The 20,463-nt window shown below is 59.6% G+C and carries 16 protein-coding genes; 8 read left to right on the top strand and 8 right to left on the bottom strand.

Annotation, left to right across the window (positions count from 1 at the left end):
- Nucleotides 1-242: 242 nt before the first annotated feature.
- From ACQY7U_RS25615 to ACQY7U_RS25585, 7 genes are all read right to left on the bottom strand, one after another.
- Complete coding sequence (locus ACQY7U_RS25615; RefSeq protein ID WP_428651254.1) at nt 243-470, bottom strand: DUF6898 family protein; 228 nt, start codon at nt 468-470, stop codon at nt 243-245.
- 69 nt (nt 471-539) lie between these two features.
- Nucleotides 540-1,799 (bottom strand): L,D-transpeptidase family protein, encoded by a 1,260-nt coding sequence (locus ACQY7U_RS25610; protein ID WP_428651251.1) that lies wholly within the window; start codon nt 1,797-1,799, stop codon nt 540-542.
- 413 nt (nt 1,800-2,212) lie between these two features.
- Nucleotides 2,213-2,728: a transcriptional regulator LdtR gene (gene ldtR / locus ACQY7U_RS25605; RefSeq protein WP_428651248.1), complete on the bottom strand. Its 516-nt coding sequence runs from the start codon at nt 2,726-2,728 to the stop codon at nt 2,213-2,215.
- 154 nt (nt 2,729-2,882) lie between these two features.
- Nucleotides 2,883-3,776: a 3-hydroxyisobutyrate dehydrogenase gene (mmsB, locus tag ACQY7U_RS25600; RefSeq protein WP_428651245.1), complete on the bottom strand. Its 894-nt coding sequence runs from the start codon at nt 3,774-3,776 to the stop codon at nt 2,883-2,885.
- 109 nt (nt 3,777-3,885) lie between these two features.
- On the bottom strand, nt 3,886-4,305 hold the full coding sequence (locus ACQY7U_RS25595; RefSeq protein WP_428651242.1) for a DUF6163 family protein: 420 nt from the start codon (nt 4,303-4,305) through the stop codon (nt 3,886-3,888).
- A 31-nt stretch (nt 4,306-4,336) separates the two neighbouring features.
- Entirely contained in the window at nt 4,337-5,371 is a 1,035-nt protein-coding gene (locus tag ACQY7U_RS25590; RefSeq protein WP_428651239.1) for an enoyl-CoA hydratase/isomerase family protein, read from the bottom strand.
- 55 nt (nt 5,372-5,426) lie between these two features.
- Complete coding sequence (locus tag ACQY7U_RS25585; RefSeq protein WP_428651236.1) at nt 5,427-6,566, bottom strand: isobutyryl-CoA dehydrogenase; 1,140 nt, start codon at nt 6,564-6,566, stop codon at nt 5,427-5,429.
- Nucleotides 6,567-6,801: 235 nt separating this feature from the next.
- Here ACQY7U_RS25585 and hemB point away from each other — a divergent pair, with 235 nt between their 5' ends.
- The 5 genes from hemB (at nt 6,802) to ACQY7U_RS25560 (ending at nt 14,829) form a co-directional block, all read left to right on the top strand.
- Nucleotides 6,802-7,839 (top strand): porphobilinogen synthase, encoded by a 1,038-nt coding sequence (gene hemB, locus ACQY7U_RS25580; RefSeq protein WP_428651233.1) that lies wholly within the window; start codon nt 6,802-6,804, stop codon nt 7,837-7,839.
- Nucleotides 7,836-9,086, top strand: a complete 1,251-nt coding sequence (locus tag ACQY7U_RS25575) for a threonine ammonia-lyase (protein ID WP_428651230.1) — start codon at nt 7,836-7,838, stop codon at nt 9,084-9,086. Before hemB ends, ACQY7U_RS25575 begins: the two co-directional genes overlap by 4 nt.
- Nucleotides 9,087-9,436: 350 nt before the next feature.
- Entirely contained in the window at nt 9,437-9,940 is a 504-nt protein-coding gene (locus tag ACQY7U_RS25570) for an RDD family protein (RefSeq protein ID WP_428651228.1), read from the top strand.
- Nucleotides 9,941-10,180: 240 nt separating this feature from the next.
- Nucleotides 10,181-11,125, top strand: a complete 945-nt coding sequence (locus ACQY7U_RS25565) for a helix-turn-helix transcriptional regulator (protein WP_428651225.1) — start codon at nt 10,181-10,183, stop codon at nt 11,123-11,125.
- A gap of 239 nt (nt 11,126-11,364) precedes the next feature.
- Entirely contained in the window at nt 11,365-14,829 is a 3,465-nt protein-coding gene (locus ACQY7U_RS25560) for an Ig-like domain-containing protein (protein ID WP_428651222.1), read from the top strand.
- Nucleotides 14,830-14,886: 57 nt separating this feature from the next.
- Here the strand turns inward: ACQY7U_RS25560 and ACQY7U_RS25555 are convergent, their stop codons facing one another.
- Complete coding sequence (locus ACQY7U_RS25555; protein WP_428651219.1) at nt 14,887-15,615, bottom strand: class I SAM-dependent methyltransferase; 729 nt, start codon at nt 15,613-15,615, stop codon at nt 14,887-14,889.
- 332 nt (nt 15,616-15,947) lie between these two features.
- Between ACQY7U_RS25555 and ACQY7U_RS25550 the strand changes: the two genes are divergently transcribed.
- The 3 genes from ACQY7U_RS25550 to ACQY7U_RS25540 all read left to right on the top strand — a co-directional run.
- The gene (locus tag ACQY7U_RS25550) at nt 15,948-17,699 is read left to right on the top strand and encodes a tetratricopeptide repeat protein (RefSeq protein WP_428651217.1); all 1,752 of its coding nucleotides are present in this window, start codon (nt 15,948-15,950) and stop codon (nt 17,697-17,699) included.
- 114 nt (nt 17,700-17,813) lie between these two features.
- Nucleotides 17,814-19,766 (top strand): adenylate/guanylate cyclase domain-containing protein, encoded by a 1,953-nt coding sequence (locus ACQY7U_RS25545; protein WP_428651215.1) that lies wholly within the window; start codon nt 17,814-17,816, stop codon nt 19,764-19,766.
- A gap of 109 nt (nt 19,767-19,875) precedes the next feature.
- On the top strand, nt 19,876-20,463 hold a 588-nt coding region (locus tag ACQY7U_RS25540; protein ID WP_428651212.1), incomplete at its 3' end, for a DUF1326 domain-containing protein.

Here is a 20,463-nt window from a genome sequence, read left to right as displayed (position 1 = left end):
AATGAGTGTCGTTTGCGGAACAATTTGGCCGCAAGAGCCTTTGGAATCGAATAAGAACCTCGCCTATTGCGAGCGTGTCAGTCAAATGAAATCGGGGATTGCCTTACCAGGCAGACTGGCGATTGTTGGACAACGGCAACTTTCTTGCGCCCCATTTGCCGCAAGGGCACGTCAGATGCGCGCATTGCCGGAGAACCCGTTTCGACGATTGCAGCTTTGCTAGCCCCCTTGAAATGCGGGGATCAATAGAGGGTGGGGTCGGAATTCACCGGAGCGGCTGCCCGCTCCTGCTCCAAACGGCGCTGCAGCTTTCTGACGGCAAGACGCTTCAGGTCCTCCTGCGAGGCGGAGGCCGGACCGAAAGCCGAGACTTCGACCCCGGTTGCCGCGTCGATCGCGGTCACCTTGACTTGCTGTCCGACGGGCCGGAATTCGATATAGATCTCTCCGGCCTGAGGTTCACCGGTCATTCTTCCGTCCCCTGCCCCGTTATTCCTGTTGTGCGGCCGCGGATGCGGAACCTTTCGCGTTACGCGACCTCAAAGACGGGCCTGTGTGTCGGCAGCTTCGCCGGTGCCGTAAAGGTCGTCACGATCATAAATGTCTTCGCGGAAATGCACCACGCCATCGGCATTCGCCCAGGCGGTGATATAGGTGAGGTAGAGCGGGATCTGCTTCTTCAGCTTCACGTCTTCCCGATCACCGACACGAATGATGGAATCGACTCGCGAACGGTCCCAATCCGGCGTCGTCGATTCAAGCAGCCACGTCACCAGTTCGCGAACATTCTGCACACGGACGCAGCCGGAGGAATGGAACCGGTAACCTTCCCCGAAAAGGGTTTTTGAGGGGGTATCGTGCAGATAAACCTGGTGCTTGTTGTGGAAGTTGATCCTCACGGACCCGAGCGAGTTGTCGGACCCCGGATCCTGCGTGAAGCGGTACTGGGTTGCTTCGTCCGTATTCCAGTCGATCTGCTGCCAGGTCAGTTCATTGCCCTTCCAGTCGAAGATGCGAATGTTGTTTTTGGCGAGATATTCGGGGTCCTGCTTCATCTTCGGGATAAGATCCTTGCGGATGATCGACACAGGAACGGTCCAGTAGGGATTGAAGTTCAACTCGTAGATCTTGCTGTTGAGGATCGGAGTCTGACGGTCGATCTTGCCGACCACGGCCGTGTGACGGGAGCGGACACGACCGTCCTCGACAGCTTCGATTTCGGCCGCCGGAATATTGACCATCACATACCGGTCGCCCAGGAAGCCGGACATGGCATGCATGCGCACCAGATTGGTCTCAAGCTGGCGCAGACGCACATGCGCCGGAACGTTGAGCGCCGCGACGGTGCCTTCCCCCATGACCCCGTCCGGGATCAGGCCGTGACGCAACTGGAAGCGGCGCAGGGCGGCATCCACATAGGAATCGAACGTGTCGGAAAGGCCGGCCTGCTGCTCCAGATCGCTAGAGGCGATCAGACGACGGCGCAGTTCGACGACGCGCCTGTCCTTGGCTCCGATCCGCAGCGCCTTGCCGCCTTCGGAAACGGTTCCCCATCCACCGGCCTGCACGATGCGCTGGTAGCGGTCGATGGCGACAGCGATGTAATCGGCGGTTTCGGGCGAGAGCGTCGGCGCGGAAGACTTCACTTCCTTGATGTGGTCTGTGGCAATATCGAAATTGTCGGCCCATTCCACGCTCTGGTTGCTTGCCTGCAGCGACTGCTGAGCCGACTGCGCATACGCACCGGTGGACACCAGAAGCGGCGCGGTGAAGCCAAGAGCACACAGGCTCCTGAACAAACGACCCGCAACTCCTTCCAGGAGAAACTTTATCCCGAACCGTTCGGAGAAAAGATTCATTGCCGACCCCATACTTCCGCGCAATTCGCGCTGTTTTCCATCGTGTGTCACCAGCGCAGCCCAAGAACTTCGAGCCGTGCCGCCGTCTCAACTATCCCTCCTAGCGGAAGGCAGTTAACAAAAAACTTGATTTTTTAACCATCAATCCATTCGGAATGCCGCAACAAGCCATTTCAATGTGACCTAAAGATGTCAGCAACTGCTGAGACGCGGTCAAAAACGACCTTGTCCAGCCGTTCCCGGGTCGGGGTGAAAAGATAGACCTGTTCGACCTCTTTGCAATGCAAAACCAAAAGCACCGCCGCCGGTTATCCCGGGGCGGTGCCTTGTCATCTGAATGTGCCGCGAATTCTCTAGAGGCGGTACAGGATCTGATCGGTCCAGAAGCGCTCCAGACGGCGCAGGGACTTGTTCAGCGCAACAAAGTCCTGCGGGCCGATCTCACCGACCTGTTCCACGGACAGGATGTGACGCTCATAAAGATCGTTGACGATCTTGGCGACTTCCTGGCCCTTTTCCGTCAGGCTGACGCGGACCGAGCGGCGATCCATGCGAGAGCGCTGATGGTGGATGTAGCCGGTTTCCACCAGCTTCTTCAGGTTATAGGACACGTTCGAACCCAGGTAGTAGCCGCGGGTCCGCAGTTCGCCGGCGGTCAGCTCGGAGTCGCCGATGTTGAACAGCAGCAGAGCCTGCACGCTGTTGACGTCGGACCGGCCCATGCGGTCGAACTCGTCCTTGATAACGTCAAGAAGACGGCGGTGCAGCCGCTCTACCAAAGTAAGAGCTTCAAGGTAGAGCGGCTTGATTTCAGCCTCTTCCCCTTCGCTCGGTGCTACAGCGTCGACTGCCCTGCTTGCGGTGATCATGATAATTGCGCCTCGTTTTGTACCTGTCTTTCGACGGATATTTTCCCGCCTTGAGACAAAATCTAACGCAGCGATTCTAAAATCCGCTTAAGAGACACGCTGAATCATCCGTTAACATTCGGGACGTGTTTTAGAGGCCCTGTTAGGATTTTGTTTACGACGTTCCGCGCAGGAACTTCACGATACCCGAGAAGTCCTGCCCCTGCCCGCCGGAATTGCAGAAGAGCGAATAGAGCGAAGCGGCCTCCGCGCCGAGCGGCGTGGCGGCGCCGGAAGAGCTGGCGGCTTCCTGGGCGAGCTTGAGATCCTTCAGCATCATCTCGGCGGCAAAGCCGGGCTGATAATCCCTGTTGGCAGGTGAGGACGGCAGCGGACCGGGCACCGGACAATAGGACGTCAGCGACCAGCACTGGCCGGACGCGGTCGAGGAAATGTCGAACAGCTTCTGGGCATCGAGACCGAGCCTTTCCGCCAGCACGAAGGCTTCGGAAACGGCGATCATGGAAATGCCGAGGATCATGTTGTTGCAAATCTTGGCAGCCTGGCCATTGCCGGCACCGCCCGCATGAACAATGGTTTTCCCCATGACGTCGAGATAGGGCCGTGCCGCCTCGAACGCTTCGTCAGCCCCGCCGACCATGAAGGTCAACGTGCCGCCGGCAGCCCCGGCGACACCACCGGAAACCGGCGCATCGACCATCGGCATGCCCTTGTCGGAAGCCGCGGCGATCACCGCACGTGCGCTGTCGACGTCGATGGTGGAGGAGTCGATCAGGAGCGTGCCCGGCTTGGCGTTTTCCAGGATGCCGCCTTCGCCCATATAGATCTGGCGGACGTGCTTGCCCGCCGGCAACATGGTCACGATCACGTCGGCCTCTGCCGCCATCTGCGCGACGCCAGTGGCTTTTTCACCACCTGCGTCGGCATGCGCGGACATGGCTGCCTCCGACAGGTCGAAGCCCAGGACCCGATGTCCGGCTTTCACCAGATTGATGGCCATCGGACCACCCATATTGCCGAGACCGATAAATCCGACCGTGCTTGTCATAGTTTCCTCCCGAACGAAAATTTGCGTTGAATTTGAATCTGTTGACCAATCCGGTTGAAGCGCTGCCCGAAGGCCTTCACGAATTGATTCAATTTGAGCCCGTCATGTGTCAGCTCGAACCGGCCCGGTTTTCCTTGTGCATCAGGTAGGCCAATGCCGCGTAGATGGCGACCGTCAGCAGGTAAAAGGAGATCTCATAGGGACGGCGCCCGTAAAGATCCGAAAACGCCGTATGCATGACGATCTGGCAGAAACAGCGGAACAGCCACATGACCGTGCCCCAGGAAACGGTGAGCCAAAGGCCGGTTGCCGCAACCAGATCCAGCACCGCGAAGAAGACGATGGCCCCCTGCATGGCAATCGGCATGTCCCAGAACCACAGTCCGCGCCATTCCACGATGCCGATGATGCGGGCCCAGTAGATGACGCCGCCGCAGATGAGGATGATGGCGATCCCGCGCAGGTACCAGATCAGAAAGGTGCTCCAGGGCGGGCGGGATTCGATTAGGTCCTGAAAACTGGTAATCATCTAGGCTACTGGTCCGGGTTTCGCGGTCCGATCACAGAGGCAGGTCTCCATCGGACGGTTCCACGAAATACGACGCCAGCTCCGTCCTGTCCACTTGACCAAACCGGGAAGGCGTCCATTTCGGTGCCTGATCCTTGTCGACGATCACCGCCCTCACCCCTTCGAAGAAATCATCGCCTTGAAGGATACGGGATACGATCCGGTATTCGAGCTTCATGCACTCGTTGAAGGAAAGGCCGGGGCCGCGCTTCATCTGTTCGAATGCGATCAGGACGCTGGTCGGAGACTTCTGCAGGATCGCCTCCAGGGTCTTGCGGGCAAAATCCGTGTCCGAACCTTCCAGCCGCTCAAGGATCTCATCGACCGACTCCGCCGAGAACAGGTTTTCGATCAGATCTGCGTTTTCGCTGAGAGGCCCCTTTTCCGCTGTCACCAGAAGAGGCGCCACGGCAGCACCGATGTCCGTTGCCGTTTCCAGAGCCACTTCAAGATCCGGCAGCGAGGCTTCCAGGATCGTATGGGTCAGCACACCGGTGGCCAGCGCATCGCCCTGCTTCATGCGTCCGGCGCTGAGAGCGCAGTAGACTCCGGTCCTTTTCGGCATGCGCGGCAGGAAGAAGGTGCCGCCGACATCCGGGAAGAAGCCAATCCCGGTCTCGGGCATGGCGAACAGGGTCTTTTCCGTTCCGATGCGATGGCTGCCATGCACCGACACGCCGACGCCGCCCCCCATGACGATACCGTTGATCAGCGAGACATAGGGTTTCGGGAACGCCTTGATGCGGGCGTTGAGCAGATACTCGTCCCCGAAGAAGGCACTGAGGCCCTCTGTTTCGCCTGCCAGGCGCGCGTCATAGATGCTGCGGATGTCGCCGCCCGCGCAGAAGGCCTTTTCCCCTGCCCCCTTGATCACGACATGGGCAACATCCGGGTCCTCCGCCCAGCGCGCCAGTTGCGCATCGAGTTCCCTGACCATGCCGTGATTGAGTGCGTTGAGCGCCTTCGGCCGGTTCAGCGTTGCAAATCCGGCCTTGCCGCGTTTTTCAAACAGGATGTCGTCGCTCACGGGGACGTCTCTCCAAAACCAGAGTCAAATCAACAAGCAAGTCGAAAGAGCTTGCTCAGTCCTTCAACAGCTCGCGCGCGATGATCAGGCGCATGACTTCATTGGTGCCTTCCAGGATCTGGTGCACCCGGACATCGCGGAAATAGCGCTCGATGGGATAGTCGCGCAGATAGCCGTAGCCGCCATGCATCTGCAGGGCCTCGTTGACCACGTTGAAGCCGGTGTCCGTCGCCAGACGCTTGGCCATGGCCGCCAGCTTGGTCGCATCATGGGTTTTCGCCTGGACTGCCTGGGCGGCCTTGTGAAGCAGAAGCCTGGCCGCCTCAAGTTCGGTCGCCATGTCGGCCAGCCGGAACTGCAGGGCCTGGAAGGACGCAATGGGCCTGCCGAACTGCTTGCGCTCCTGAACATAGGCAAGCGCATGGTCGAGGCAGGCCTGGGCAGCTCCCAGCGAACAGGCCCCGATGTTGAGACGGCCGCCGTCGAGCGCCGACATGGCGATCTTGAAGCCCTGCCCTTCCACGCCGACCAGATTGGCCTTCGGGACGCGGCAGTCCTGGAAATTGACCTGTGCGGTCGGCTGGCTCTTCCAACCGAGCTTGACTTCATTCGCCCCGAAGCTGAGGCCCGGCGTGCCCTTTTCCACCAGCAGGCAGGAAATACCGCCCGGGCCTTCGCCGCCGGTGCGGACCATCACAGCATAGAGATCGCTGACGCCGCCACCTGAAATGAATGCCTTGGAGCCATTCAGAATGTAATGGTCGCCATCGTCCCTGGCGCTTGTCCGAAGAGCAGCCGCATCGGAACCGGAGCCCGGTTCGGTCAGGCAGTAACTGGTCAGCAGTTCCATGGTGCAAAGCTTCGGCAGGTATTTCTGCCGCAGTTCTTCCGAGGCGTAGGTGTCGATGACCCAGGCAACCATGTTGTGAATGGAGAGATAGGCCGCCGTGGAGGTGCACCCCTTGGAAAGTTCCTCGAAAATCAGCGCCGCATCAAGCCGAGTCAGCGCCGAACCGCCGACATCGTCCTTCACGTAGATTCCGGCAAAGCCGAGTTCGGCCGCCTTGCGCAGGGTCGGGATCGGGAAGTGGCTGTCCTCGTCCCATGTTTTGGCAAAGGGCGCCAGTTCATCGCGTGAAAAGCTTGCGGCCATATCCTGAAAGGCGCGCTGTTCTTCGTTCAAGGAAAAGTCCACGATTGTCCTCCCTGGGCTCCGCCGACCTCGAATCCTCATCATGCGAGGTCCTGCAGTTTCCTGTTGGGGCTGCACTAAACCATATTTGACGCAAACGTCAAACAATCTCTTTTTCTTTTTTAATTTCAGTTATTTTACAGAATGTTGGAATGCGTCAATCTGCGTGATAGATTGTCCGCTCACTTTGCCGAGAATGCAAATTCACACCATACCCTTCATCGAGCAGGCAGGTTCCATGCCGTCCAAATCCTCCCTTCCGCCGATCACGTCCGACCATATGGACACGCTTTTGTCCGGCACCCGCATGCGCCGGAACAGGCAGACAGACTGGTCCCGCCGCCTGGTGCGGGAAAACGACCTTACGGTGAACGACCTGATCTGGCCGATCTTCCTGGTCGATGGCGAGAAAGTGCGTCAGCCCGTCACGTCGATGCCGGAGGTTTTCCGCCTTTCCGTCGACGAAGCGGTGCGCGAAGCGGAACGGGCCGCCATGCTCGGTATTCCGGCGCTGGCACTCTTTCCCTACACGGACCCGGACTTGCGTGACGAAACAGGTTCGGAAGCACTCAACGACAACAATCTCACCTGCCGGGCGCTGCGGGCGATCAAGAAGGAAGGGCTCAACCTCGGCCTGATGACCGATGTCGCCCTCGATCCCTATACCAGCCACGGCCACGACGGCCTGATGGCGGGCGAGACGATCCTGAACGACGAGACCGTCGACCGGCTCTGCCGCCAGGCCCTTGTGCAGGCGGAAGCCGGATCGGACGTGATTGCCCCCTCCGACATGATGGACGGCCGCATCGGCGCGATCCGCCAGTCGCTCGATGGCCAGGGTTTCCGGGGAACCCAGATCATGGCCTATTCGGCCAAATATGCCTCCGCCTTCTACGGCCCGTTCCGGGATGCGGTCGGCTCCTCCGGCACGCTCAAGGGCGACAAGCGCACTTATCAGATGGACCCGGCCAACACGGACGAGGCCCTGCGCGAGACCGCCCTCGATATCAACGAAGGCGCCGACATGGTCATGGTGAAACCGGGCATGCCGTATCTCGACATCGTCCGGCGCATCAAGGACGAGTTCCAGGTGCCGACCTACGCCTATCAGGTGTCCGGCGAGTACGCGATGATCAAGGCGGCGGGCGCAAACGGCTGGCTGGACGACGAACGCGCCATGATGGAAAGCCTGCTCGCCTTCAAACGCGCGGGAGCCGACGGCATCTTGACCTATTTCGCGCCGAAAGTGGCCGGAATGCTGGCGGGCGGAAGATGACTGAAGCTGCGCCGGTCGATCCTTCCCGGGTCACCTTCGAGAAGATCCGGGAAGCTGCCGTGCTCATCAAGGGCGCAGTCCTGGAAACGCCCTGCCTGCCCGCCCCGCGACTCTCCCAGCTCACCGGGGCAGAAGTCTTCGTCAAATACGAAAACATGCAGGTCACCGGCGCCTTCAAGGAACGCGGCGCGCTGGTCAAGCTGTCCAGTCTGGATGAAGACGAGAAGAAACGCGGTGTCATTGCCGTCTCGGCGGGCAACCACGCGCAAGGCGTTGCCTATCACGCCGGGCGTCTCGGCATTCCTGCAACAATCGTCATGCCGGTGCTGACGCCCTTCGTCAAAATCGCCGCGACCCGTTCCTACGGCGCCGAGGTGGTTCTGGCCGGCAACACGCTGGCCGAAGCCAAGGCGGAAGCCGACCGTCTGGCGGAGAAAAACAATCTCGTCTGGGTGCATCCTTACGATGATGCCCATGTCATCTATGGTCAGGGCACCATCGGCATCGAAATGCTGGCCAGCCAGCCGGACCTCGATGTTCTGGTGATCCCTGTCGGCGGCGGCGGACTGATCGCAGGTATCGCGACCGCCGCCAAGGCGATCAAGCCGTCCATTGAAGTCATTGGCGTCGAGACGACGCTTTATCCGGGCATGTGGGGCGCGCTTTACGGCAAGGAGGTACGCTGCGAGGGCGCGACCATTGCCGAGGGCATCGCCGTGCGTGATATCGGCATCCTGACCACGGCAGTGGTGAAGCAAACCGTCGATGACATCCTGCTCGTTTCCGAAAGCAGCATCGAACAGGCGATCAATGCCTATCTCACCCTGCAGCGGACCATTGCGGAAGGTGCCGGGGCCGCCGGCCTTGCAGCCCTCCTGAGCGACAGGAACCGCTTCGCGGACAAGAAGGTCGGCCTTGTGCTGTGCGGCGGCAATATCGATCCGAGACTTCTTTCCAAGATCGTTGTGCGCGAACTTGCCCGCGACGGCCGCCTCGTCTCCATCCGCATCGACACTCCCGACCGGCCGGGCATCCTCGGCGAGATCGCGACAACCATCGGCGACATGCAGGGCAACGTCGTCGACGTGGAGCACCACCGGCTGTTTTTGAACGTGCCCGCGAAAGGCGCGACGCTGGACGTCACCTTCGAGGCCTTCGACAGACCCCATGGCGAGCGCATCGTCGCTGCCCTGCGCGCACGCGAGTTTGTGGTGCGTTATCTGGAAATCGGCGAGCGGATGGACTGATTTTTCGAAGTGGAACTTTTTAAATTTCTCGCTTGGAAGAATTCGGCTTCAACATTCCTGAAAACCTCATCCTGAGGAGGACCTTCGGGTCCGTCTCGAAGGATGGGCGGCATACTCCTGAGCCAGAGGCCCATCCTTCGAGACAGCGCTTCGCGCTTCCTCAGGATGAGGTCGTTTGATTTGCCGGTAATTTAGAAAGAATTCGCTCTAAGCTGTGCCCCCAAGACTGCTCAATGGGTCATCACAGCGTTTGCACCCAGGCTCCCTCTTCGATTGCAGCCATCCGGAAATTTGCGAAATCCTTTGACGGTCCCCACATTGGGTGCATCACACTTTCGGGAGCCCTGCTCATGTCCGCAGACACCACATCCGGCGACGGCCGCCAGGACGCCTTCGATCCGGTTCAAAATCCGGAGCTTTTTGAGGGTGTGCGCAGCCGCCGGATCTTCGCGTTCTTCATCGACGTGGTCGTCATCGCGCTCCTGACCTTCGGTGCGGGGGTCCTGGTGTTTGTTCTGGGTGTCTTTACCCTCGGCCTCGGTTTCCTGCTTTACGCCATCCTGCCGACCGCCGTCGCCCTGATCTACGTGGCCTTCACGCTCGGCGGACCGCAGGCCTCCACCCTCGGCATGCGCGCCATGGGCCTGGAAATGCGGCTCTGGTACGGCGCGAAACCCTATCCGCTGCTGGCCGCCGTGCATGCACTCCTGTTCTGGTTCTCCATCTCGCTGCTGACACCTCTGGTGCTGCTGGTCTCGCTCTTTTCCGACCGCAAACGCCTGCTGCATGACCTGATCCTGGGGACCGTGGTGATCAACTCGGCCTATCACCGGAGTTATATGCAGGAACACTGAGGAAACCGAAGCGCCGTTGACCTCTCTCCCGTTGCGGGGGAACGCCGGTCACGCGCCTCCAGCGCATTTTCCTGTCTGGCTGGCTCCCAATCCCGGTATGCCGTTCGATGGCTGACCGCTGCTTCGCTACGTTGCCAGCATATAAGCTGTTGCAATTTTTCCTTTTTTTCAGCGAGCCGTTGCTCTCACGGGTTGTAGTCTTACCAAGGTGACGCAACAACCGGTTGGAGGATTGAGTGCGTGTTCGCAAAACTTGATACGAAGGCGCAAAAACCCAAAGACCGGTTCGAGTACTGGCGCAGCCTGCATCCCATGATCGATATGGATCCTGCCGACAAGTCGGCTATAGAAGCCTTCAAGGCCCAGACACTTGTGCGCGGGTCCGATGACGGAACGACTTTCGGCTATACCTGCGCCGACGACACGATTACCCGCTTTGCCCGCTCGAACGGCGAATTCGTCCTCTTGAGCCTGACCGTCTCGGGTGATGCGGCAGTCGACGTACCAGGCGGTGGAGAGCATGCCGTGCGTGCGGGCCGGGAGATTATCCTGATCGACGGGTCCCGCCCCATGACGACACGCACCTTCAATCATGCGCATCTTTACGTGACGCTGCCGCTGGACATTATCAGGGGAAAGATCGGCAGCAATCGCTGGCCGCCCAGGGACGGTATAGCCAGACTGCCCTACCAGGGGCTGGTTCCCTTTCTCGTCGCGCAAATGCAAATGTTCGCGGAAAACGGTCCCCGGCTGGAACCGGCGGACGCCGACCGGGCGATGGAAGCCATGAAATTGCTGGCGCTCGGAGTTTTGGACCAACAGGACCTGGCGACGGCACCAGCCTGCGAGGGACCGCGGGCCGACGCGCTGTTTTCGGCGGCCCAGAGATACATAGCCCTGAATTTCGGCGATCTCGATCTCACGGCCGGTGCCGTCGCCGCCGCTCTTGGCTGTTCGCGGTCACAGCTTTACCGGATTTATCAGGACCGGAATTCGTCGGTCGGTTCCGATATCCGCACCATGCGCTTACAGCATGCCAAATTATTGCTCCTGGAAGATCTGACCCTGCCGAACAAGCTCGTTGCCTATCGCTGCGGTTATCGTTCCGTCGAGGCATTCATCAGGGCATTCAAGGAACAATCCGGCCAGACCCCGCAGCAGTTCCGGGCGAACCATTCCGATTAGGTCAAGATGAACTCCGCCGTCTCCTCGCCGCAATGTATCCATTAAATCAATAACAAAGCAGCTATCGCGAGCTGTGGGGACGAATTGACAGGCCAAGGGACAAATTGCCAGTGCAGGCTTCTTTAAGCCTCCTGCTCCCAGAGGCACTCTGCCGCAGAAGTCGAACACAAACCTGTCAGCCATGCTGAGCGGCAACATCGCTTGCATGCGTGGAGCCTCCTTTGAAAGGGACCCAACACATGCCCGCGCAAAGTGCCAAACACATCACTTCGTCGGCCGTATGGTTTCAGAGAACTCAGACCGGCGGAACCAGCGCAACCGATTTTCTGATCGGCAGCCGGAGCGACGATTCCTTTTTTGGAGACACGGGCAACGACGTGATCGTTGGCCTCAAGGGATACGACACCGCCGTCTTTTCCGGTTCGGTTCTCGACTACAGCTTCGAAAACGGTCCGGGTGACAAGATCACGGTTTCCGGGCCCGACGGTGAGGACCTGCTCATTGGGATCGAAGAGCTCAAGTTCGACGACTACGCCTACTACGCCGACGGCAGGAACAACGATCCCTTTGCAGTTGGCGAATCCTTTTCGCTGCTTGAGAACAGCAACCTGCATCTCACGTCTCTCCTCGACAACGACGTCGATTTCGACGGGGACGACCTTCACATCAGTGCGGTGAGCCAGGGCAGCCTCGGCGGGACCGTCACGCTTCTGGCAGACGGGACTGTCCAATACGACACCGGCAGCGCTTTCGACTGGCTTGCCGCCGGTGAAACAGCAACGGAAATCTTCACTTACGAGGTCAGCGACGGACGCGGCGGAAACGTGACCTCCACGGTCGAGATGACGGTCGAGGGCGTCAACGACGCGGTAGTGCTGGCCGCGTCGACATTAAGCGGTTCGGTGAAGGAACTGGCGTCAACTGCCGCTGGCGCCGACACGGACCTCCACTCCTCGAGTGGCGTACTGGCCTTTTCCGACGCGGATCTGAGCGACATGCACACGGCGGTGTTCGAGCCTCTGGGGCAGGAGTATCTCGGGACCTTCAGCATCGGCGCCCCCACCACGACGAACAATACGACCGATGGACAGGTTGCCTGGACTTTCGAGGTCGACGACGCAGATCTCGATTTTCTACTGGAAGGTGAAACACGCGAACAGTCCTACAAGATTTACGTTGATGACGGGAACGGGTCGGTTCTCGAACAGACCGTTGTCGTCAAGATCACCGGAACCAACGAGGCGCCGGAGCTTACCGGGGTGGTTCTGGTCAATAATCTCCTGATCTATGGCGAGGACATCAGCTTTCACAGCGCGGGCTTCTTCACCGATCCCGACAGCAACGATCTTGCTTATTCCGCCGAAGGGCTTCCCGCAGGGCTTATCCTCGATCCGGAAACCGGCGTCATGAGCGGCACCCTCTCCCCCGAGGCCACCTTCGGCCAGGTGGCGGTCACCTTCACCGCAACGGATGCCCATGGCGCCAGCATCAGCAGGCAGCTGCTTTTCACGGCCCCCGATCCGGCGCCGGTCGCCAATGACGACCATTTCGCCATCACCTCGGGTCTGACGGTCACCGGCGATCTCGGCGCCAACGACCCGGAGCCTGTCTATCCGTTTTCCCTTCAGCCGATTTATGAGCACATCTATGCTCTCACGGAAGGTGTGGTGTCTGCCGGCCCGTCGGCCGGCAACGCCAGCGTGGTAATCAATCCGGACGGCACTTTCACCTACACCGCCGATCCCAGGGTCTTCGGCTCGGACCAGTTCGCCTATACGGTCACCGACGCCTTCGGCAATACCAGCACCGCCGTGGTGACGATCGACATTCCGAAGACAGGTGCGATCGCGGAAGACGGTACCCTCGGCACGCTTTCCTTCGACAAGGTCAACATCGTCCGATCCCTGTACGGAACGCCGACGGGACTGGACTCCGTCGAGATTCGCATTCCCCTGTCGGAAATCGCAAGTTTCGTCGGTGGAGATCCGGAAGATCCTCTCTACAAGCTTCAAGTTGGAGCGGTCTTCGATCCGGACTCAGGTCAAATCGTCGTGGGCGTTCAGGATCCGGAAAACACGACCTGGATCGACGGCGATCAACTCGTGCTCAGAATTCCGGCTTCCATGCTGGACGACCAGGGCGGCCTCAACGAATTGAGTTTCGTCTACGGCTACCCGTATCAGACAGAAGTGCACTCCACTGTGGATCTGCGCCCCGAAAGCGAAGGTTATCCGGGCATAACGCTGGTCGTGGACGGTTATGACACGGCCGCCATCGACTTCGTTGCCGGTTTTTCGTTTGTGGACGACAGGCCTGCTGGTGGCGACGGTGGCGGTGTGGATGTCGGCGGCATCGAGGGTAGCGGTCCACTGGACGGATATAACGGCACCAACGGAACGCTTGCGCTCAATATCCAGAACGGTCAGGACGTCACCATTTATGACGGTGCCAACTATGTTGCCTATGCCTTCGCCAATTTCGGCCAGTTGCTGATCTACCATTTCGAGGACATCGCCTACAGCTTCGAAAACGGTTTCGACATCTACACCGTAACCCATGGCACGAACGGCGCAGACAATCCCGTTGTGATCTCCAAGACAGTTGGTGGCGGTAACGCGCCCCTCGTCATTTTCGGTGCGGACGGGTTGGATGCCGGCGATGGCGGCGATGGCGGCGACGGTACCACGGGGGGGGACGGTTATATTGAACCGATCACGCCGCTTGCCGCCTTCACGGTCGACGGCCCGAACGGAGCCAATGGCGGGGACGGCGGCGATGGCGCCAGCACGTCCTACCAGATCATCGGCAGCAGTTACGGCGATGTCATCGTCGGCGGCAACGGCGGCGATGCCGGACAGGACGGAGCCGACGGCCAGGACGGCGAAAGTGGCGCCGACGTCGAGAACACCTACAGCGGCGGCATTTCCGGCGGAGAAGTCGCCTATGGCGGCGAAGGTGGGCATGGTGGCGCCGGAGGCAGTGGCGGCAGCACCCTATATCACATTATGGCCGGCGCCGGCGACGACGAGATCTGGGGTGGCAACGCGGGGCAATCGGCTGACGATGCCATAGCAATCTATCGAATTGAGGCCGGCGACGGCAACGACATGATCCACGCGGGTGACGATCTGTCGGGCGCCAGGCAGAATTCCACCGGCTACGGGTACGAACTTTTGGGCGAAGGTGGAGACGACACCTTCCTTTTCAATGACGTGAACATCCGCGGTGGCGTGGCCGAAAAGGTGACCAACTATTCCTCGACGGACGGTCTTTCCTTTGCCCATTTCTCGACCGGCATCCTTCTCGACGGCGGCAGTGGCTTCGACAGGCTTGTCATTGAAACCGAGCATGAAGCGGCGACGAATTTCACCGTAATTGGCGACCACTTCCTTGGCTTCGAAAGCTTCGGACGATCCTTGGACATGAAGGATATGGAGTACCTTGAGACGGACAATTATGCGGATGTCTATTTCGGGCTATCCGCAGACTATATCAACTCCATTACATCCGAGACCGAGGGTCTGCACACGCTTTTCATCAACGCCGGAGCATCGACGGACATTGCCCTGAACTCATCTCTGGCATCCTGGGAACGTACGGACGACGCCACGACGCTCGACGGGGTCAGCTACGACCTTCTCTACAACGACGCCACCCAGACCCAGCTTTACGTGACCGATGCCGACGGCCTGATCTGGGTCTGAGACATCTGCTCGCGGCGCAAACACCTCCCGCGTTTGCGGGAGGTGTTCCACGCCCCCTTATGACAGAGTGGCCTTGACGATCAGGATCATTGGCCGGTCCATCTCTTCCTCCAGTACGGGCATTTCCTCGATCTGTCTGGGGCTCGGATGCCATTCCAGAACATGGTCAATCGCAAAACCATGGGCGATCAGGACGTTCAGCGTCGTCCCGATGGTCCGGTGATATTTGACCACGCCGTCGGCAAGCCAGTCGGTCTCGCGCCTGCCTTCACGCAGATAGTGGTTCAGCGGCCAGACGCGCGTTCCCTCAACGTCTATCCAGCCAGGCGAAGCCGGGGCCATGAAGACGGGATGCTCGATTGAAAACACGAACTGCCCGCCGGCCCGAAGCGACCCGGCGATTTCACCTGCCAGCCGGCTGAAATCCGCCACATAGTGGAAAGCAAGAGAGCTATAGGCGAAATCAAACCGTTTCGCCGGCAACTCAAGCGTTTCCAGATTGGCGATCCGGTAGTCGATTGCCGCATCGTCCGTGTCTGTCTTCGCCCGCGCGATCATGTTTTCGGACAGATCGAGGCCGAGGACACTTGCAGCCCCGGCCGTTCGCGCCCAGCGGGCGAACCAGCCGAAGCCGCAGCCGAGATCGACAACGTCCTTGCCGCCAAGATCCGGTAGAATTTCCTTGATGGCGGGCCATTCCGGCGCGCCTTCCAGGCCGAATTTCGACCGGGGCAGACCGCTGTAGCCCTCAAAGAAACCCGGTTCGTCATAGATGTTCTGTGACATTTCATTACTCCATCAGAATGCCGATGGACGGCGCACCGCAAAAGATAAATAGCCCCGCCCATTCCGGCGAGGTTGCAGGTGCGCGAAACGCTAGGATCTCAGCGTCGTCGTTCAGCCCGCATCCCGCCCTTTGGGATGCCGGCCTTCCGGGAGACTATATGGGTATCCGGTTCGCACATGCGCGCTGAAATAGAACCGGGCCCTCCTCCCGTCAATCCCCGGGTGGCCGTTGTTCGTGAACGAACCGCCATCTACAGCGGTATCTACCGAAATTCTTTTAAATGGATTCTGCCACTTCCCTTGGCTACTCTTCGCGTCAGAAGGGAGTGCCGATGAAGCGCCGTCTCGCAGCTATTCTCGCAGCCGATGTGGTTGGTTATTCCAGGCTCATGCGGGCGGACGAAACAGGCACGCTCACACGTCTCAAGGCGCTTCGTACCGGTACCATCGATCCGATCATCTCGGAAAACAACGGCCGCATCGTCAAGCTGATGGGCGATGGCGCGCTGGTGGAATTCGCCAGCGTGGTCGACGCTGTGACCTGCGCGGCCCAGGTCCAGCGTGCGGTTGCGGAAATGAACGCCGCCGTTGAAGACCTCCACCGAATTCTGTTCCGCATCGGTGTCAATGTCGGTGATGTCATGATCGACGGTGACGACATTTACGGTGACGGGGTCAATATTGCCTCCCGTCTGGAAGGACTTTCGGAAGCAGGCGGCATCTGTATTTCCGGCACGGCTTACGAACAGATAAGGCATGGCACGGATCTCGTGTTCAGGGATGGTGGCGAACAGAGCGTCAAGAACATCGACGAACCGGTTCATGCCTGGCACTGGGCCGATGACAGGACCGCTTCCGTCCCGACTGGCGCGGGCGCGGACACTGTCCCGACCAAGGCCGACAAACCCTCGATCGCGGTGCTGCCCTTCAACAACATGGGTGCCGACGGCGAGCAGGAGTATTTCGCCGACGGCATCACCGAGGACATCATAACGGACCTGTCGAAGGTCTCCGGCCTCTTCGTCGTGGCCCGCAATTCCACATTCGCCTACAAGGGCCAGAGTCCCGACATCCGGCGGGTCTGCCAGGAACTGGGCGTGCGGCATGTGCTGGAGGGCAGCGTGCGGCGCGCCGGCAACAGGGTGCGGATCAACGCCCAGCTGATCGAAGGAACGACGGGAGGTCATCTGTGGGCCGAACGCTACGACCGGAACCTTGAGGATATCTTCGCGGTTCAGGATGAGGTGACACGGGAAATCGTCTCAGCGCTTCAGGTCGCGCTCACGCCCGTCGAGGAAACCCGGCGGAGGAAACGCGTCAAGGTTGACCCTGGAGCCTATGATTGCCTTGTCCATGCGCGCACGACACTCTTCCGGTTTTCAGCCGAGGCAACAAAAGAAAGCCAGGGCTTGCTCAAGCAGGCAATCGAACTCGATTCCGCCGTGGCGGCCGCCGCCTATTCCTGGCTTTCCATCGGCTATACCACCGAATATCTGAACGGATGGAACGGTGCAGGACCGGAACGTCTGGAGGAAGCGAGGGCGACCGCGCTGAGAGCTCTGGAAGCGGACGGGGACGAGCCGCAGGCACACCGGGCCCTTGCCCTGGTCGAGATGTGGCGGCGCAACTATGACGTCGCGAAACGCGAAGTGCAAAAGGCCATCGAGCTCGACCCGAACTATGCCGGCGGATACACGACGCTCGGACAGATACGAGACCTGACCGGCGATCACCAGGGCGCCATTGCCCCGCTGGAAAAGGCCTTGCGGCTCGATCCGAAATACGATGTGGCACGCCAGTTTCTGGGACGGGCGCAATTCGCGCTCGGGCGCCTGGAAGAGGCGGAGACAAGTTTCCGCAAGAGACTGGCCGAAGTGCCCCAGTCCGACATGACACGGGTATTTCTCGTCTCTCTTTGCGGCCTGACCGGGCGGATCGACGAAGCCCGTGAGATGTGGCGGCAACTATTCGAGATCAATCCGGACTTCTCCCTGGAGCGGTTCAGGAAATTGCTTCCCTATCAGGACACAGCCACCACCGAGCGCTTCCTGGAAGGCCTGCGGCTTGCCGGGCTGACGGAGTGAGAAGCCATCTGGCTCCGTCCCGGAAAACAGCCTCACGGACACGTTTGGCTGCGCCGGACAGGCGACAGTGCCAAATCGATTTGATAAGCTGACGCCATTCAGGAGACTGTGCGGATGGAGCGTCGGCTGAGTGCCATCTTTGCCGCCGACATGGTGGGCTACTCACGCCTCATCGAGGCGGATGAACGCGGCACGCTGGAACGCCAGAAGACTTACCGCCAAACGCTCATTAATCCCGCCTTCGACAGGCATCATGGCCGTGTGGTCAAGGAAATGGGCGACGGTGTTCTCGTCGAATTTCCATCGGTTGTCGAGGCGGTCCAATGTGCGCTCGACATCCAGAACACCTTGCCCGAGCGCGAGAAGGCGGTTCCGGAAGACCGCCGCATTGCCTACCGCATCGGCATCAACCTGGGTGATGTGGTCGTTGATGACGACGACATCTATGGCGACGGGGTCAATGTCGCCGCGCGTCTGGAACAGATAGCCGAGCCTGGCGGCATCTGCATTTCCGGGACGGCGCACGACACGCTCAACACTCTGGTCGAAGCCGGGTACCAGTCTCTCGGCGAAGTGCATGTCAAAAACATTTCCCGTCCCATCCGCGCCTATAAGGTTGTTCTCCGGTCGGATGACGAAGACACAACGGTGCCGCAACCGCGACCGCAGCGACTTCTCTCCCGGCCACGTTGGCGGATGCTGGTCGGCCTCGGCCTTTTGCCCCTCGTTCTCCTGGCTGGTGGATGGGGAATCCTGCAGTTGCTTTCCCTCCCGCAAGACAACGCCAGAACAGCCGGGAAATTGAACGATCAAAAGCCGTCGATTGCGGTGCTGCCCTTCGACGATCTTTCCGGGGATGAGGATCAGGTCTATTTCGCCGACGGGCTCGCCGAGGACATCATCACGGACCTTTCCAAGATATCCGGTCTCTTCGTGATCGCCCGCAACACGTCCTTCCAGTATCGCGGCAAATCCAAGGACCTTGCGAAGGTCAGCCGGGACCTCGGGGTCAGATATGTGCTGGAAGGATCGGTCAGAAAATCGGCAGACAAGATCCGTATCAATGCGCAGTTGATCGATGCGAAGTCCGGAGGACATGTCTGGGCAGAACGCTACGATGGCAGTGCCGCGGACATATTCACCTTGCAGGACATTGTTACTTCCAAGATCCTGGAGGCTTTGAAACCGGCGCTGACGAGTTCCGAGAAACAGGCGCTCCACACCCGAAAAACGCTGAATCCGGACGCATATGACGCCTATTTACGCGGTCTTCGGCTGATTTCGGAACGGCGACGCCTGGATGTCGACAGCAACGAGGCCGCACAGGAGGCCTTCGAGGAAGCAATCCGGCTGGACCCGGACTATGCGGACGCCTATGCCGGACTTGGATGGGCCAAGTGGATTTACATCGAATCCATCAATATTTTTGACAGCTCCGCCAGGGAGCAGGCCTTTACCCTTGCGCGGAAATCAATCGAGATTCGCGATAATGCCCTCGCCCACCGAACGCTCGCCAGGGAACATTTCTCTCTTCTGAATTATTGGATCTTCACCACCAAGAAGATGGATTTGGCCGTCGAGGAACTGGAAAAGGCGAGACAGCTTCAACCCAACAATCCCGACATTCTGGCGGATCTGTCGATTGCACTCAGTTTCACCGGACAGCCGGAGAAGGCCCTGAAGCTGACCCGCGAGGCGATGGAACGGAACACAAATCACCCCGACTGGTATTACGCCGCATCGGGAATAGCACATTTGATGTCGAACGATCCGCAACGTGCCCTTCCCGACTTGAGGAAATGGTCCGCCTCTCAGGTATCCTACAATGTTCCCTACGTCTTTCTGGCGGCGGCCCTGGCCTTGTCAGGCAAACTTGACGAGGCCAACGAAACGCTTGCGCGATTCGACAAGCTCAGCAGCACATTGAGCCCGGCGAACCAAGCCCGCGAAGGCCCTTTCGAGATCCGCACCTCCACCTATGCCATCAAACGGAAATGGTCGATGGCACCCGAGCAGGAAGACATTTTCCTGAAAGGCCTTAGACTTGCGGGAATGAAGGACAATTAGGCTCAGGTTCCGGGGGCCGTCGCCTTGCCGGAGAGAGCGGCCAGTCTATATTCCCACCAGGGGCGACAAGGACGGATCTACCTTAAAATCTGTAACCAGGGAGAGCACGATGGCTCATACGGACTGGTATGTCGAAGGACCGACTTTCTCGAACTGCAACTGCGGATATGCCTGCCCTTGCCAATTCGAGGAACTGCCGACCCATGGAAACTGCAGAGGCTTTGAGGTGCTTGAAATCACCAAGGGGCACTTCGGCGACGTGGATCTGGCCGGAACACGAAGCGCCGTGCTGTATGCCTGGCCCGGCCCGGTCTTCGAAGGCAACGGCGAAATGCAGATTATCATCGACGAGACAGCCACGGAGGCGCAGCGCGACGCGATCAGCAAGATCCTGCAAGGTGAAGAAACGGACGAAGCGGCCACCCATTGGTGGGTTTTCCGCGCAATGAGCAGCAAGGTTCACGATACGCTCGTTCTGCCGATCGATTTCGATGCGGACATTGAGGGGCGCACGGCCACTGTGCGGATCGGTGACGTCCTGACCTCGACCGGCCGACCGATTCAGGCCCCGCACGGTGGTGGCGAACACCGGGTCCGGATCGATATTCCAAACGGCATCGAGTTCACGATTGCCGAGGTCGGCAGCGCCTCTACATCTGCAAATGCCGGGATCCCGCTGGATCTGAACGACAGCTAC

The organism is Roseibium sp., from assembly GCF_050301095.1.
Taxonomy (GTDB): domain Bacteria; phylum Pseudomonadota; class Alphaproteobacteria; order Rhizobiales; family Stappiaceae; genus Roseibium.
This window is presented reverse-complemented; position numbering and strand designations above follow the sequence as displayed.

Coding starts and splice junctions, on each gene's coding strand:
- ACQY7U_RS25570 (WP_428651228.1), top strand. CDS start 9,437: ATGTCCGCAGACACCACATCCGGCGACGGCCGCCAGGACGCCTTCGAT.
- mmsB (WP_428651245.1), bottom strand. CDS start 3,776: ATGACAAGCACGGTCGGATTTATCGGTCTCGGCAATATGGGTGGTCCG.
- ACQY7U_RS25595 (WP_428651242.1), bottom strand. CDS start 4,305: ATGATTACCAGTTTTCAGGACCTAATCGAATCCCGCCCGCCCTGGAGC.
- ACQY7U_RS25560 (WP_428651222.1), top strand. CDS start 11,365: ATGCCCGCGCAAAGTGCCAAACACATCACTTCGTCGGCCGTATGGTTT.
- ACQY7U_RS25575 (WP_428651230.1), top strand. CDS start 7,836: ATGACTGAAGCTGCGCCGGTCGATCCTTCCCGGGTCACCTTCGAGAAG.
- ACQY7U_RS25615 (WP_428651254.1), bottom strand. CDS start 470: ATGACCGGTGAACCTCAGGCCGGAGAGATCTATATCGAATTCCGGCCC.
- hemB (WP_428651233.1), top strand. CDS start 6,802: ATGCCGTCCAAATCCTCCCTTCCGCCGATCACGTCCGACCATATGGAC.
- ACQY7U_RS25545 (WP_428651215.1), top strand. CDS start 17,814: ATGGAGCGTCGGCTGAGTGCCATCTTTGCCGCCGACATGGTGGGCTAC.
- ACQY7U_RS25550 (WP_428651217.1), top strand. CDS start 15,948: ATGAAGCGCCGTCTCGCAGCTATTCTCGCAGCCGATGTGGTTGGTTAT.
- ldtR (WP_428651248.1), bottom strand. CDS start 2,728: ATGATCACCGCAAGCAGGGCAGTCGACGCTGTAGCACCGAGCGAAGGG.
- ACQY7U_RS25555 (WP_428651219.1), bottom strand. CDS start 15,615: ATGTCACAGAACATCTATGACGAACCGGGTTTCTTTGAGGGCTACAGC.